Annotated in this window: 12 protein-coding genes; 7 read left to right on the top strand and 5 right to left on the bottom strand. The window is 42.6% G+C overall.

Going from position 1 to position 15284, the window contains the following annotated elements; translation table 11 throughout:
- The first annotated feature begins 379 nt into the window (after positions 1–379).
- Together VGA95_03330 and VGA95_03325 are read left to right on the top strand one after the other, a co-directional pair.
- Positions 380–1897 (top strand): fused MFS/spermidine synthase, encoded by a 1518-nt coding sequence (locus VGA95_03330; GenBank protein ID HEX9665569.1) that lies wholly within the window; start codon positions 380–382, stop codon positions 1895–1897.
- Between the two features lie 676 nt (positions 1898–2573).
- Complete coding sequence (locus tag VGA95_03325) at positions 2574–4247, top strand: hypothetical protein (GenBank protein HEX9665568.1); 1674 nt, start codon at positions 2574–2576, stop codon at positions 4245–4247.
- 136 nt (positions 4248–4383) lie between these two features.
- Here the strand turns inward: VGA95_03325 and VGA95_03320 are convergent, their stop codons facing one another.
- Positions 4384–4827 carry an RpiB/LacA/LacB family sugar-phosphate isomerase gene (locus VGA95_03320; protein HEX9665567.1) on the bottom strand — a complete coding sequence of 148 codons (444 nt, stop codon included), beginning with the start codon at positions 4825–4827 and terminating at the stop codon, positions 4384–4386.
- A 226-nt stretch (positions 4828–5053) separates the two neighbouring features.
- Here VGA95_03320 and VGA95_03315 point away from each other — a divergent pair, with 226 nt between their 5' ends.
- Positions 5054–5506: a GAF domain-containing protein gene (locus tag VGA95_03315; protein HEX9665566.1), complete on the top strand. Its 453-nt coding sequence runs from the start codon at positions 5054–5056 to the stop codon at positions 5504–5506.
- A gap of 219 nt (positions 5507–5725) precedes the next feature.
- Here VGA95_03315 and VGA95_03310 read toward each other — a convergent pair whose 3' ends face one another.
- Positions 5726–6010, bottom strand: a complete 285-nt coding sequence (locus tag VGA95_03310; GenBank protein ID HEX9665565.1) for a type II toxin-antitoxin system mRNA interferase toxin, RelE/StbE family — start codon at positions 6008–6010, stop codon at positions 5726–5728.
- Positions 6007–6228 (bottom strand): hypothetical protein, encoded by a 222-nt coding sequence (locus VGA95_03305; protein HEX9665564.1) that lies wholly within the window; start codon positions 6226–6228, stop codon positions 6007–6009. The genes VGA95_03310 and VGA95_03305 overlap by 4 nt, the downstream gene beginning before the upstream one ends.
- Positions 6229–7366: 1138 nt before the next feature.
- Here VGA95_03305 and VGA95_03300 point away from each other — a divergent pair.
- The gene (locus tag VGA95_03300) at positions 7367–8704 is read left to right on the top strand and encodes a cytochrome P450 (GenBank protein ID HEX9665563.1); all 1338 of its coding nucleotides are present in this window, start codon (positions 7367–7369) and stop codon (positions 8702–8704) included.
- A gap of 26 nt (positions 8705–8730) precedes the next feature.
- Here the strand turns inward: VGA95_03300 and uvrA are convergent, their stop codons facing one another.
- Positions 8731–11463, bottom strand: a complete 2733-nt coding sequence (gene uvrA / locus VGA95_03295) for an excinuclease ABC subunit UvrA (GenBank protein ID HEX9665562.1) — start codon at positions 11461–11463, stop codon at positions 8731–8733.
- Between the two features lie 175 nt (positions 11464–11638).
- On the bottom strand, positions 11639–12355 hold the full coding sequence (locus VGA95_03290) for an HAD family hydrolase (protein ID HEX9665561.1): 717 nt from the start codon (positions 12353–12355) through the stop codon (positions 11639–11641).
- Between the two features lie 104 nt (positions 12356–12459).
- Here VGA95_03290 and glyA point away from each other — a divergent pair, with 104 nt between their 5' ends.
- Genes glyA through VGA95_03275 form a run of 3 tightly spaced genes read left to right on the top strand, consistent with a single transcriptional unit; the run spans position 12460 to position 15014 of the window.
- Positions 12460–13737 carry a serine hydroxymethyltransferase gene (glyA, locus tag VGA95_03285; protein HEX9665560.1) on the top strand — a complete coding sequence of 426 codons (1278 nt, stop codon included), beginning with the start codon at positions 12460–12462 and terminating at the stop codon, positions 13735–13737.
- The gene (gene nrdR / locus VGA95_03280) at positions 13703–14248 is read left to right on the top strand and encodes a transcriptional regulator NrdR (protein ID HEX9665559.1); all 546 of its coding nucleotides are present in this window, start codon (positions 13703–13705) and stop codon (positions 14246–14248) included. The genes glyA and nrdR overlap by 35 nt, the downstream gene beginning before the upstream one ends.
- On the top strand, positions 14238–15014 hold the full coding sequence (locus tag VGA95_03275; protein ID HEX9665558.1) for a TatD family hydrolase: 777 nt from the start codon (positions 14238–14240) through the stop codon (positions 15012–15014). The genes nrdR and VGA95_03275 overlap by 11 nt, the downstream gene beginning before the upstream one ends.
- The last annotated feature ends 270 nt before the right edge of the window (positions 15015–15284 follow it).

The following is a 15284-nucleotide window of genomic DNA, read 5'->3' as shown; positions in this document are numbered from 1 at the left end:
AGCCTGACCCCCCCTATTTATTTGGTTTTTTAAATGGAAAGGTTTGAGATTTTAATTTTGTTAATTTATTTCTCTGTTTATTTCTTTTTCTTGACAAAAACGTCCATCTTCAATAAACATTTATCATGCACAAAATGAGTTTTATTTGTTTTTCGTAGGAGGTATTGAGGGGTTAAACAATATAGCACCTAGCCTGATAAAATACAACGCATTCAGGGTGTAGTCATCAGAATGTGGGTCACCTATTTGATTCTTTTTCAATTGAATATATAAAGGGATCGTAATTTTCAGAGTCACACTTTATGATGCTCTCAGTGGTAATTAAGCACGTAATTACGCCCCTAATCTACCTCGGTTGATCTTATTCCAAAGATAAAAAATGCCAAAACCTTTTTTGTATGCAACTGTCTTTGTCACTGGCTTAGTCATTCTGATGCTGGAGGTTCTCGGCTCGCGTGTAATGGCGCCGTTCTTCGGTGTTAGTCTTTATATCTGGGCGTCATTAATCTCTGTAACTCTTATCGCTCTTTCCCTTGGCTACTGGTTGGGTGGGACAATAGCGGATAGAAAAAACGAACCGGATTTCTTATATTCTATCATCCTTTTCTCTACCATCGCGATTCTATCTATACCATTTATCGCAGGTCCTTTAATGGAGTGGAGTTACAATCTGGTAGGGATTAAAGGTGGTGTTTTATTGTCTGCCTTCCTTATTTTTAGTATCCCACTAATGTTGCTGGGCATGGCTTCGCCATATGTTATTAGGCTCTTAGTAACACAAAGTGAAGGTGTTGGAGGGGTTGCAGGGGGTGTGTTTGCCATATCAACCGTGGGAAGTGTTATTGGGGCTTTGCTTACTGCTTTTGTTTTGATACCAAACCTCGGTGTGAACAAAGCGTTCACACTTGGAGCATTACTATTGCTCTTTGTAACTTGCATCTACTCGATCGCTTGGAAGAAATACTATCAGGTTCTTATCACTTTATTAATACTTCTAATCTCCCTTTATCTTTTGCTTTTTTATCAAAAACCACTGGCAAAAGATGACCTGAGACAGGTCATTTACCAGACCGATTCGCGATATGGACAATTAAAGGTTGTGGATATCCTTGGATCAGATTATAGAGCAGCCCTGATTGATGGAGGCGTTCAGAATATCGTAAATCAGAGTGTGTATAAATTGGAGCCTTCTTCGTACGTAAGCCTTCTCTCACAGCTTCTTCCTGCCTCTGGTATTAGAAGTGGTGATGTGCTAATTATCGGACTCGGAGCGGGTGAAATCGCAAGGGTGCTATCAAAATTGGGATATCAAATTGACCTTGTCGAGATAGACCCGAAAGTTGAGACAATTGCAAAGAACTACTTTAATTTTAGGAGTAAATTCGGTCGGGTAATAATTGATGATGGTAGAAGGTATATCCGCAACTGCAAAAAGAAATATGACTTGATATTTGTGGATGTGGCATCAGGTGGCACTCAACCGTGGTATCTTTTTACAAAAGAAGCCTTTGAAGAGACGTCAAAAATTCTACGGCCGGGTGGCATCATAGGAATCAATCTCATAGGGTATTACCAAGGTGAAAAATCTAAATTTGCTCATTCCATCTATCGAACTTTGATGACGGCTTACAGATATTCTGAGATATATATTCCTACAAACCCTGTCCCTAGTAGACTGACAAACATAATATTTTTTGCATCTAATAAACCGTTTTCAGACAATCCAGAAAAGAAAAAGATGCTGGAGAATCTTTATGGTATAAGAGTCAATTTCAATCCACCGGACGGGATTATCATTACAGACAACTTTAATCCACTTGATCTCTGGTCTATCGAAATAAGCGAGGCATTTCGTAAAGGGATGTTTAGCTGGTTAGGAGAAAAAATGTTAAGGTAGGTATTGGGTCGGCGATTAAGAACGATCTATAACGTGCTTGCCATTAACCGTAGGTCTCTTCGTGATGTGGCTGTATTGATTAGTCAAATATGGGCAAAAAATTAATTCCGGAGACTTGTCATTCTGAGCCGAAGGTAAAAAATCTAAAATTAGATGTTTTGCTTTGCTCAGCCTGACAACATTTTTATAATTTTTAATTCAATTTAATTTTTAACATCACTAACTTCTAGCTTGATAGCCAATTTGTAAAAAATACTGATTTTTAGGTTAGTGACGACATTTTTTATACTCATTTGTTTTATATTGACATCAATTATTAATAGTGCTAGGATATCCAAAAAAGGAGGATTGGATAGAGGTGAGTAACTTTCCTTAAACAATTTTCCATCCAATCCAATATTGGGTAAGTATAAGCTTCTCAAAAACCCAAATTTACGTTCACTTGCGAAATAATCGGGAAGGCTTATTACAGTTTATAGTATTATTGTTCACCGTCGCGAGTAATTAATTGTGCTTGATAGCGTTTTAAAGGAGGAAGACATGGGTTATCATCAAAGAAAAAGGTTTTTGGTAGCTTTTTTAGGATTTTTCATTCTTTCCTATTTTATTTTCGACAGTAAATGCTAATGCAGCCGCCGTTGCATGCACCAGCAATGCCGATTGCAGTGGTGGCTGCGTGCAATGCGACACTTCAACGGGCTTCTGCACGAGCGGACCAGCCGTCAACCTTGCTGCTGGTACAGCCTGTGGCAGTCAGAGTGACACGGACTGCGACAACCCTAACACCTGTAACGGAACGGGAACGTGCCTAGCCAGGAACGAGCCGAACAACACTGCGTGTACCACTGACGGCATTGAGTGTACCACAGACCGTTGCCAAAACGGGCTTTGCACCCATCCATTCACGACTGCGGGGGTGGCCTGTGGCAGTCCTGGAGACACGAATTGTGACAATCCAGATACATGTGATGGAGCAGGAGCTTGTTCAGTTAATAATGAGCCTGTTACCACAGAATGTGGACCCGCGGCTGGGCAATGTGATGTAGCGGAAAATTGTGATGGATTAGGTAGCTGTCCAGCGACTGATGTAAAGAGCACGGCTGAATGTAGAGCATCGGGGGGTGAATGTGACCCGGCAGAAATCTGTGATGGAGCAACCAACGACTGTCCGACTGATGCGAAGAGTTCATCTGAATGTCGAGCATCGGGGGGTACATGTGATCCGGCAGAGACTTGTGATGGAGTGAACAACGACTGTCCAACTGATGCGAAGAGTTCATCTGAGTGTCGAGCATCGGGGGGTGCATGTGATCCGGCAGAGAGTTGTGATGGAGCGACCAACGACTGTCCGACTGATGCGAAGAGTTCATCTGAGTGTCGAGCATCAGCAGGTACATGTGACCCGGCAGAAATCTGTGATGGAGTGAACAACGACTGTCCAGCGACTGATGTAAAGAGCACTGATGAATGTCGTGCTTCTGCTGGTGATTGCGACCCGGCAGAGAGTTGTGATGGAACGAGCAACGAATGTCCAGAAGATATATTAGACGATGCGCAGTGTAATGACGATGATGTTTGCACAGACGATATCTGCGATCCAACTGATCCAGAGAGCAATTCTTCTGGGTGTGTGAGCACGTATAATTCTGATAACGATCCCTCTTGTCAGGGTGAGACAGAAATATGTAGGAACGCCTTATTCTGGGGAGGTTATGCCGGTACAGAGAAGGGTGGTATTAACATAGTTAAGGAAGGTATAAATTACGGGGGCGGCTGCTTGGAGGTATGTGGCGAGGTTCTTACCGAAACCAAATTATATAGCGCTGACTCTGCTCTTGAAGGATTGTGCGTAGCTCTTTTATCTAGCCCAAAAATTCTATTGACTCGTCAACTAATAGCCGCAGCCTTAAACTGCATTATGACTAATGGTAATAGTGACTGTTCGAACACGAGCATAGATAATCTTTTCTCTAACTGCAATACAATTTGTTCCGGGGGCAATTTAGGCGACATATACCACTGCATACGTTCTCTTGAATGTTATAACAACGGAGGCGAGGTCTTAGGTGATGGATTCTGTCAGACCGGCACTTGCTCTGACAATTACGAGCCTTGTAATAAATTAGACCGTTCCAGGTGCGGATCATTTTTCAGGTCGAAATGTGAACCTACTATGGGCTGTGACGATGAGCCGCTTATGAATGACACACTCAACTTTGACCCGCCGGGTCATCCAGGGAGCTTTTTTGGTTGCATAGGGGCCTCAAACTCTAGGTGCTCTGTGGTTGGCTTGAGCGAACTTGCCTGCATTTTTGGCAATAAGTCAAAATTTCCTGAGATATGTTTTTAAATTTGTAAAAGGAAGGGGGGCGTACCGCTAGGCTTTAGTGACACGCCCTCTTCAAATGATGTGCAAGTTCGTTATCAACTTTGGGACTTCTTTTCTAAAACATATTTAGAATTTTGAATTTGTTAAAAAAGACTGCTCAGCGGTTATATTTTTTTTCAATATCTTTAATTCTCTCAATATTCTTTTTTTCTTCTTCTTCGGGTGAGGAGTTAAACCAGGCTTCGAGTATTTCTTTAGCCACTGTTGGGGAGGTCATCCTGAGACTCATTGCAAGCACGTTGGCATCATTCCATTTTCTTGCTCCCTCTGCGGTTTTGGCATCGGCACAGAGGGCCGCCCTGATACCGGGCACCTTATTCGCCGCCATACTGACCCCGGTTCCCGTCCAGCAAAAGAGTATTCCCTGATCACATGCATTATTTGAAACCCTTTCAGCTACCTTCTCGGCAACCTCGGCCCACTGAATGCGTTCATCGGCGAGGGGGCCATAAAGTTCAAGTTCAATGCCTTTATTCTTCAGCTCCTGAATAACAAAGTCGGTTAAATGCGTCTTTTCGTCGCTTCCCACTGCAATTTTCATATGTTTGACTCCTTAGATGACTTCTCTTTAAAATGTACGTATAATTTTAAATAAGTTACTGTTTTGGATCAAGAAGTGATGAGTAAAGATATTATAACTACCTATAACTGTTATAAATTATTACAAAAAACAATAAAAGTACTTGACCTTGGTGTTATTTTTGGAATATAATATTGGTCTTTAATATTTAATTATAACGTGTTGAGAGGATAAGGGAATTAACTTCTTGCAGATTGATTACGCGCAGTTAGATACACAAGTAGCTAAAGATTTAAACACACAAGAGGGCTCCCTTTTTGTCCTTGTTAATGATGAGAATGGTAATATATTGGAATTTGTATACCCGACGAAACTCAGGGGCAACCTGGTACCAGTGAATTCCAAGAGTATAGTCGGGAAAGCTGTTGCGTCGGGGAAATCATATATCGTAAATGACCTGAAGAAAGAGAAAAACGTGATTGTGCTTGACTGGCTAATGCGTATGGGAATGGAGCCTGTCCAAAAGGTAATCACATATCCTGTAATGCTCGGGGGACGGATAATAGCAGTTTTGATGGTGGTAAGGAGGGGTGACACCCTAACTCAGGCTCCGGACTTTGGTCAAGAGGATATAGAAAGGTTGAAGGCTATCTTAGATAATAAGTTTTCACTTCGTTTAGCTGCGGAGATGGGGGAGTGATGGAAGATGAGAAGGATGGGGTCAGGCTTTGATTATTTGTTTATCAAGTTCTCTTGTCATGCCACTCATTTGTCCTTGTAGTCCTGCGTCTTTTTCCATCTCCTTCCTAATCCGACCAACTCCAATACTTCATGTCGATAAATCCCTCCTCACTATCCTTCGATAGAAACGCTCGCACTTCGACTGGGCCGAAGGGCGAGTGATTTTTTCAAGGATTGCCTAATATACTTCATCATGTGTCCCAATTTCAATCAAGAATATATCATCCTCTTTGTCACTGGTGTTCTTGACAAACTCGAAGACTATACGTAGGTCATATCCAATGCTACATGCCCAGGAACCAGATAGTGTACCTTTGAGTTTATGCGTTGCAATCCGGGCATCAAAAGGGTCTTTTGCCAAAAGTTTCAACGTTTCTTCAATATCATTCCTTAGCTCCGGGTGTTTTTTGACGGTCCTCTTGAAAGCTTTGAGAAATGTTTTACCCCATATGAGCGTTCTCATTCAGAGATCTCTTTCATGAGGTCACCTACTGTGCCACGGCGCACTTTTCCCAGCCTATATTCCTCTCTTGCTTCATTGATACGCTCAGCCAGCACTTCTCTTTTGTGCTCAATGAGTCGGCGTCGAGTAATTGCAATAAGATTTTCCTGTTGTTCTTCTGGTAATGATTCAATCATATCTAAAACATCTTGAAACGTTACCTTCCTGCGACTAGACATTAGAAAACTCCTTTTACGAAAATTTATGGAAAAACCTTAGCCCTTTTTGGATTGTAATCAAAACGCTTCCCTAATTCAATAGGTGAAATAAGACAGGTAGAATAATGTCAAAGGAATGGGTCTTTGTTTATTTGATTATTTGTTTATCAAGTTCTCTTGTCATGCCACTCATTTGTCCTTGTAGTCCTGCGTCTTTTTCCATCTCCTTCCTAATCCGACCAACTCCAATACTTCATGTCGATAAATCCCTCCTCACTATCCTTCCATAGAAACGCTCGCACTTCGACTGGGCCTGTACTGACCCTTCGACGCAACTCAGGACGAAGTGCTCAGTGGAACGGTTTTATATCGACTTTGGGGAAACTGAATTTGATTTTATTTGAATCCGTTTAATTGTTCCGATCGATGTATATTAGGGTCGAAACTACCCGATCCCCCTGAGCCTGTCGAAGGGTGCAATTACTCGATTTCATTCTACAGCATCATCCTTCGATCCTTCGAATTACACTCAGGACAGGTCCTTCGGTTAGACTCAGGGGTCACTACTAGGCACAAGAGTCAGTCTGGGGGGTTTGATGTAAAGGTTTTCACACTTCGATAGTTCGACGAGCTCACTACTCAGTGTGAACGGGATTTTATACAGTCTTTGTCGGGGATGGTTCGTTAGATGCTCCTAATGGACTGTGGTAGCCGGCCGACCAGGTTCAGTTTGAACGCATGAATCTAAATTTTTCAATTCAATCTTGAAGAAAAGTATATGGGCTGATGAGGCCATCAGTCCCTCAGGACAGGTTAAGGCTGAGGGGTTTTGAAAATGTACAAAAATCATCCGATAGCCGGGGTTTTCCAACCTCGGATATAGAGAAAATTATTCCATTAGAATGCGGGACAAGAATGTCCCGCCTATCGCGTTGGGGTCAAGGTTCTTACCGGTGCATCCCGGCCCTGAGCGAGGTTGAAGGTCGAAGGACTCAGGCAGGCAGGCCGAGCTGTTCTCGACAACGGAAACGTTTTACCAGGCTACAGCGGGTTATCAGGTTAAAGCTGGGGTTGTTAATGATTGACACCCGCCAAGTTTATCAATATCATTGATTCTAAAGTCGTAGAAAGAAATATTTCTCAGAAGAAGGTTACATGTATGAGTAGGAATTCCGTTCCACCCGGTCCGAGAGGATTGCCGATTGTGGGGTCTCTGTTCGATTATTTCCTTGATATGCTTGGATTTTTACTGAGGACCGCACAGAGATACGGGGATATAGCATATTTCAGGCTTGGAGCAAGGCCTGTTTATCTGCTCAGTCACCCTGACTATATTAAGGACGTTCTGGTAACAAACCACAGGAATTTTCAGAAGAGTAGGGCGCTTCAGAGAGCGAAAATTGTTCTGGGGGAGGGCCTTCTTACAAGCGAGGGTGAAACCCATCTAAGGGAGCGGAGAATTATACAGCCAGTATTTCACCGTAAGAGGATTAACGCTTACGCCGATGCGATGACTGGTTTTGCATCAAGAATCGGAGACAATTGGGAAAACGGTGAAGTCGTGGATATACACAGGGAAATGATGCGCCTGACCCTGGCAATAGTTGCAAAGACCCTTTTTGGCGCTGAAATTAGATCCGGGGCGGACGACATTGGTAAATCTCTAACAACAATTGTCAATCAATTCCCACGTATGCTTTTTCCACTTTCGGAATATCTGGATAAAGTTCCCTTACCAGGTACACGCAAGTTTTTTAACGCCTTGGAGACACTCAATAATACTGTCTACCATTTAATCGAAGAGCGAAGAAGAAGTAAAGAAGATAAAGATGACCTTCTCTCAATGTTGCTTTGGGCTCAGGACGAAGAAGGCGGAGAGGGTCTAACTGATGTACAGGTTCGTGATGAGGCAATGACCCTCTTTTTGGCGGGACAGGAAAGTACTGCGAATTCTCTCGTCTGGACATGGTACTTAATATCACAACATCCTGATGTAGAGGAAAAGCTTCACGATGAGATCGATTCTGTTTTGGGTGAACGTTTGCCGGCGGTAGATGATTTACAGAAACTCGTCTTTACTAGAATGGTTTTTTCAGAATCCTTGCGCCTTTATCCACCTGCCTGGACAGTTGTTCGCCGTGCGATTGAAGATTATCAGGTAGATGGATATGTTGTTCCAAGTGGTGCAGATATTTATATGAGTGAGTATGTAGTCCATCATGACCCCAGGTTCTTTCCCGATCCTTTCAAGTTTGATCCCGAGCGCTGGACCCAGGATCAGGGCTCGTCTCTTCCGCAATTTGCATACTTCCCATTCGGTGGAGGTCCAAGACGCTGTGTAGGCGAATCATTTGCGTGGATGGAGGGGATGATGCTCATAGCTACAATTGCATCAAAGTGGAAAATGCACCTTGTACCAGGCCAGACGATTGTACCCAAAGCCCTTATTACGATCCGCCCAAAGCGAGGCATGAAGATGATAATGGAAAAACGTTAGCATCGAAGTTTGCTTCTAGATGTACTTTATTGCAAAACCTTCTGTAGGTATCGACCGGTGTATGATTCTTTCACTTTAGCAATCTCTTCAGGGGTTCCCTCGGCCACGATGTAGCCTCCTTCTTCGCCACCTTCGGGCCCGAGGTCTATGACATGGTCAGCGGTTTTAATTAAGTCGAGGTTATGTTCAATTATTATCACCGTATTACCTGTATCCACGAGCTTATTCAATACCTTCAGGAGCTTTTTTATGTCATCAGTGTGTAATCCAACCGTTGGTTCATCCAGTATATAAATGATGTCTTTTCCACTCTTTCTGCTGAGTTCCCTGGCTATCTTTATCCTCTGCGCTTCTCCTCCAGAAAGTGTGGGTGCAGGCTGTCCAAGCCTCAGGTACCCGAGTCCGACATCCTGCAGGATTTTAAGTTTTCTGAGAAGCGCCGGCTCACCGGTGAAGAAACTGATAGAGTGGTCGATTGTCATGTCGAGGATCTGATCGACGTTCATGGATTTATACATTACCTCCAGCACTTCCTTCTTGAATCTCTTTCCATTACATTCCTCACAGGTTACATAGACGTCGGCTAAAAAGTGCATCTCAACCTTTTGCCTTCCTTCTCCCTCACATTTTTCGCATCGTCCTCCGGAAACATTAAATGAAAAATATGAGGGAGAGAATCTTTTTCTTCTCGCATCCCATGTATTTGCCATGATATTTCTTATTTCATCGTATGCCTTTATGTAGGTGGCGGGATTTGATCTGGAGCTTTTGCCAATTGGTGATTGATCAAGCATTACAACGTTTGATATATATGAGATGCCTTTAATCTCTTTAAATCTGCCAATCTTCTCAATTTCCCCATTGAATTTTCTGGCGAGGGCGGAGTACAGAACATCGTTTATAAGCGAACTCTTTCCAGAGCCTGAAACGCCGGTAACGCAAATCATAGTCCCGAGTGGGAAAGAGACGGTTAGGTCCTTAAGGTTATTCTCAGATGCGCCAATGACTCTTAATTGTTTGGTGCCGGCTTTTCTCCTTTTCCCAGGCAGCGGAATGGATAATTCATTTTTCATATATAAATTCGTAATGGAGTTGTTGTTATTATTGAGAAACTCCTCCAGAGAACCGGTACCTACAATTCTACCTCCACTTTTTCCTGATAAGGGACCAAGTTCGATGATGTAATCAGCAGACCTGATCATCTCAAAATCATGTTCTACCACTATAACCGTATTATCTCGATCCCTTAACTCCTTGATTATTGAAATCAGTCGGTTGATGTCTCTCGGATGAAGACCTATAGATGGTTCATCCATTATATATAGTGTTTCCGTAAGGCGTGACCCTAGCTGGCAAGCCAGGCTGACCCTTTGCGCTTCACCGCCGGACAGCGTTTTTGTCATTCTGGATAATGTTATGTACTCCAACCCGACTTTGATTAAAAAATCAATTCTCGATCTTATTTGTTTTAGTATTTCATTTGATATATGCTCCTCATAATCTGTAAGTTGAATTCTGTCAAAGAAAGATTTCAGATCCTTTATGAGTAGTTTTGTGAGGTCTGAAATTGTTTTGTCGGCTAATTCCACCCACAATGCTTCCTTCCTCAGCCTAGTCCCATTGCAGCTATCGCAGTTGAAGGCAGACCTATATTTGCTCAGAAATACCCTCACATGGAGCTTGTAGTTTTTCTCTTCCAGTCTTCGGAAGTATCCAAATATGCCAGGGAAGTAGCCATTTCCATTAAATAAGAGCTCTTTTCCCACATTGGGAATTTTATTGTAGGGTGTGTTTATATCAATTCCATTTTCCATGGCAAATTGCAACAACTTTCTCATACGATTCTTAAATGAAGGTTTTGTAAATGGCTCAATTACTCCTTCCGCAAGACTCTTTTCAGGATCTGGAACAACCAGATCTGGATCAACCTGCAGAATGTTTCCAAATCCCCTACACTCGGAGCAGGCTCCCTGAGGACTGTTAAATGAGAAGAGTAGGGGAGTTGGATTGTTAAACTGAATCTTACAGTAAGGACATTCGAGGCCTTTTGAGTACTTGAGGATTTCACCATTGAGTATATGTATGTTGACTTGTTTACTTTCACGAAACGCTAGCTCAAGGGAGTCTATAATCCTGGATCTGTATTCTTCTTTTATCTCTACTCTATCTACGACAATTTCCGAGCCTTCGGGTATTTTTTTTAGACCCTCAACCTCAAATAATTTCCCATCCTTAAGGATCCTGATAAAGCCCTTCATGAGTAGGTCGTCAGGGGTTAAATCAATCCTTTCTTTAAGTGGAAGCGTTATCGTCGCTCTGTTGCCTTCGTATTTTTCAAGAAGTTCATCTAGGATTGCTTGTGGGGAATGATCTCTTACTTCTTTTCCACAATCAGGACAGTAAATCTTTCCAATCTTTGCAAAGAGGAGTCTGAGATAGTCGTAGATTTCGGTCGTAGTACCTACAGTGGAGCGCGAGCTTTTGACCTGATTTCTGCTCTCAATGGCTATTGACGGAGGAAGTCCTCTGATGTCGTCCATATCTGGCCTGTCAACTCGCTCCAAGAATTGCCTGGCATAGGTGGATAGACATTCGACGTATCTTCTGAGGCCCTCAGCATATATCGTATCAAGTGCCAGAGATGATTTTCCTGAGCCGCTCAGACCTGTAATCACGGTGTATTTGTGCCAGGGAATTGACACGTTGATATCTTTTAGATTGTTTTCCCTTGCTCCGATGACAATGATCTCGCCTTTCATAAAACGGTTGTTCAGCCACGAATTAACACGAAGCTAAAAAAATGATTCAACATACAGGATGCAAGATTCAGGATACCAGATAAATTATTTAACACGAATCACGCATCCTGCATCATGCATCGTGCATCCTGATCATATATCCAGTGAATTGCGGATATAAGCAATTCCTGAGTATTTAAGTTCCTAACTGTTTAACGATTTCTGACAGGTTTTTGACCTCTAAAATCTGAGTCTCATCTAGCTTCTCGATCCGTCTTTTGTTTAACCATATTACATCTAATCCAGCATTTCGTCCCCCAAGCACGTCTGAGCCGTATAAATCACCTATATGTAGTGCGTCCGCTGGTGATATATTCAGCTTTTCGAGTACAAATTGAAAAATACGTGAATCGGGTTTAACAAAGCCCAGATTTGTGGAGTCTGCTATTATATCAAAATAGTTCTTTATTCCCACTTCTTCACATTTCTCTTGAGTTGTCCCGTCATTATTTGAGATTATACCGAGGGTCAACCCCCTATCTTTTAATAGCTGAATAAGTTCAATAGCTCCCGGAAGGGCAGACCTTGTGTAATTTATCTCTCTCAGGGCTATCCTTATTTCCTCCCGAATGATTTTAGTCTCCCCTTCCAGTGAAAGGCGTCTGCATAGTTTAGGGAAAAACCATTCTCTGTATTCCAAAGGAGAGATTGCCCCTCTTTCCAGGTACTTTTTATGTATTTCATAATCAGTCTCTAGATAAGCCCTCTCAAAATCAGCATCTGAAACATTGTATCCGCAATCCCTAAACGCCAAGGCGAGCCTAATCAAATAAGCGGGATTTGTCGAGGCTAATGTGTCTCCAAAGTCAAAGAAAATCGCTTTCTTGAAATTTGATCGAATCCTTTCGAACATTTAAGTTTACTACATTATTGATACATATTTTTATTATTTTTGCCAGCTTGAATAAGATTATAAATTGATATACCATGTACTGGGACTCTTCGGCGGAGATTTAAATGTTAAACCTAAAAAGTGTCGATCCTGAAGTTGCTGATGCAATTGAGCATGAAATTGAACGCCAGGAATGGAGACTGGAGCTTATCGCTTCTGAAAACTATGTTAGCGATGCGGTTCTGGAGGCGGCGGGGTCTGTTCTTACTAACAAGTATGCTGAAGGTCTACCAGGAAAGAGATATTATGGAGGTTGCGAGTTTGTTGATGTTGCCGAATCATTGGCTATAGATCGGGCAAAGAGACTTTTTGGAGCCGATGCGGTGAATGTGCAACCCCATTCTGGCGCTCAGGCAAATATGGCCGTCTATTTTGCCGCCTTAGAGCCTGGAGATACTGTTCTTGGTATGAATCTGGCACATGGTGGGCATCTAACACACGGGAGCCCGGTGAATTTCTCTGGCAGACTTTATAATGTGATCCCCTATGGCGTTAGAGAGGATAACAATCTGATAGACTATGATGAGGTGAGGGATCTGGCAATCAAAAACAATCCAAAGCTTATCATAGCCGGGTGGAGTGCCTATCCTAGGGATATCGATTTCAAAAGATTTCGCGAAATAGCTGATGAAAGCGGATCATTACTTTTGGCTGATATTGCTCATCCTGCAGGCCTGGTAGTCGCGGGACTCTACTCTAATCCGATTCCACACTGTGATTTCGTTACAACTACCACTCACAAAACACTTAGAGGTCCAAGGGGCGGGATGGTGATGATGAAAAAGGAGCAGGAAAAAATCATAAATAGCAGGGTTTTTCCTGGAACACAGGGTGGGCCATTGATGCATATCATAGCAGCAAAAGCGGTGGCTTTCAAGGAGGCGCTGCAACCAGAGTTTATCGACTATCAGAAACAAGTCGTAAAAAATGCAAAGAAATTGGGTGATTGCTTGTCGAGTGATGGGTTCAAACTGGTTTCCGGCGGCACAGACACGCACCTTGTGCTTGTGGATCTCAGGGGAACTGAGCTGACAGGCAAATTAGCTGAGGAAACCCTGGAGTCCGCCGGTATAACCATAAATAAAAATGCTGTGCCATTTGATCCCAGGCCACCTGCAATTTCTAGCGGAATTAGGATTGGTACACCTGCCTTGACCACGAGGGGGATGAAGGAGGGTGAAATCGAAATTATCGCAGGCTTGATAAAAGAGGCTCTAAATAATACAGGTAACGAGAGAGTGCTGACAAGAATTAAGGAATACGTGAAGGAACTTTGTAGTAATTTCCCAATATATAGACATAAACTGAATGAAATGCCCTTACTGCACAGGTCAAAGAAATAAGGTCATAGACTCTCGATTAAACAGGGAAGGTGAGTCTATAAGGAGACGCAGGGAATGCCTTGATTGCGGGAGGCGTTTTACTACCTATGAAAAAGTAGAAGATTTCAGCCTGATGGTAATAAAGAAAGACGGCAGCAGGGAATCATTTGATAAGACTAAGATCACGACTGGGATGATCAAGGCGTGTGAAAAGAGACCGATAAGTATCAATGTCATTGAGGATTTTATATCCGAATTAGAGCGGGAGTTTCACGAAAGGGGAGAAAGAGAAGTGGAAAGCCAGGAAATCGGAGAGAGGGTAATAAAGAAACTTTATGAGATTGATGAAGTCGCCTACGTAAGATTTGCCTCCGTTTATAGATCATTTAAAGATGTGAACCAATTTATGGATGAGTTAAGGGATCTTCTTAAAGACAAGGAAAGAGGGACGGGCGATCAAAAGTTAGGCATAGAGAAAGGACAGAGTTCAAAACCCACTCTTGAGCTTTTGAAAACAGAGGATGACGAATAGGGTTGTTTTAGTCGATACGCATGCCCATTTGGACGTCGTTGACTCTATTTCGGAGGTTTTAGAGCGGGCATTTAAAAATGGTGTCGAAACTGTAGTTGCCGTTTCCTCGGACCTGGATTCTTCAAGAAGAACTATCGAAATTTCTAATTCTTTCCTCACAGTTTATTCCGCGGTTGGAATCCATCCGCATGGGGCTTCGTGTTTTAACGAGAGTGTGCTCGCTCAATTGGCGAATCTCGTCAGTGAAAAAAGGGTCAAGGCTATAGGCGAAACTGGACTTGATTACCATTACTCGCATTCAAGCAGGGAATTACAGATTATATCTTTCACGAATCATATCGGGCTATCAATCGAATTCGATCTACCTGTTATTATACATATCCGGGAAGCCTTCGAGGATGTCTTAAATATCTTACGTAAGCCAGATTTTTCGAATGCTCGAGGGGTGATTCATTGTTTCACGGGTGATTATGAAACTGCGAAAGGGTTTATCGACCTCGGTTTTTTCATTTCATTTTCTGGAATCGTTACTTTTAAGAATGCGGAAAACGCGCGAGATGCAGCAAAAAGGATTCCCCTTGATAGAATGCTGATTGAAACCGACTCACCCTACCTGGCTCCCGTTCCTTTCAGGGGCAAGAGAAATGAACCTGCCTATGTCATGTATGTTGCTGAAAAAATAGCTGAATTAAGAGGGACGTCATATGAGAAGATAGCCGAGATAACGACTTCCAATGCAAAAGAGCTCTTCAAGCTCGATGGATAGTCTCCCCGTATCATGAATCATGCATCGTGAATCATGCATCCTGGATGACGATTTATCGTCTTATTAAACGGGATTTTTTTATATGATTCGGAACTCGGTTAAGATTTATTTTGAGCGTGATAAACCTTGAGTAACATGCAGGAAAAAAGAGGTGTTAAATCAGACGGAAAGCCGACAATTGGAATCACAATGGGTGATCCAAGCGGCATAGGTCCAGAAATAATTTTAAAGTCTCTCTTTTGTAGCGAAATTCAAAGCATTTGTTCCCCT

The sequence above is a fragment of the Thermodesulfobacteriota bacterium genome (assembly GCA_036397855.1).
Lineage (GTDB): Bacteria > Desulfobacterota_D > UBA1144 > Nemesobacterales > CSP1-2 > DASWID01.
The sequence above is the reverse complement of the archived record's forward strand: the minus strand, read 5'-3'. Positions and strand labels throughout refer to the sequence as shown.

Excerpts from the sequence above, each read along its gene's own strand:
- VGA95_03330 (HEX9665569.1), top strand. The coding sequence starts at position 380 with ATGCCAAAACCTTTTTTGTATGCAACTGTCTTTGTCACTGGCTTAGTC.
- VGA95_03320 (HEX9665567.1), bottom strand. The coding sequence starts at position 4,827 with ATGAAAATTGCAGTGGGAAGCGACGAAAAGACGCATTTAACCGACTTT.
- VGA95_03310 (HEX9665565.1), bottom strand. The coding sequence starts at position 6,010 with ATGAGAACGCTCATATGGGGTAAAACATTTCTCAAAGCTTTCAAGAGG.
- VGA95_03305 (HEX9665564.1), bottom strand. The coding sequence starts at position 6,228 with ATGTCTAGTCGCAGGAAGGTAACGTTTCAAGATGTTTTAGATATGATT.
- VGA95_03300 (HEX9665563.1), top strand. The coding sequence starts at position 7,367 with ATGAGTAGGAATTCCGTTCCACCCGGTCCGAGAGGATTGCCGATTGTG.
- uvrA (HEX9665562.1), bottom strand. The coding sequence starts at position 11,463 with ATGAAAGGCGAGATCATTGTCATCGGAGCAAGGGAAAACAATCTAAAA.
- VGA95_03290 (HEX9665561.1), bottom strand. The coding sequence starts at position 12,355 with ATGTTCGAAAGGATTCGATCAAATTTCAAGAAAGCGATTTTCTTTGAC.
- glyA (HEX9665560.1), top strand. The coding sequence starts at position 12,460 with ATGTTAAACCTAAAAAGTGTCGATCCTGAAGTTGCTGATGCAATTGAG.
- nrdR (HEX9665559.1), top strand. The coding sequence starts at position 13,703 with ATGAAATGCCCTTACTGCACAGGTCAAAGAAATAAGGTCATAGACTCT.
- VGA95_03275 (HEX9665558.1), top strand. The coding sequence starts at position 14,238 with ATGACGAATAGGGTTGTTTTAGTCGATACGCATGCCCATTTGGACGTC.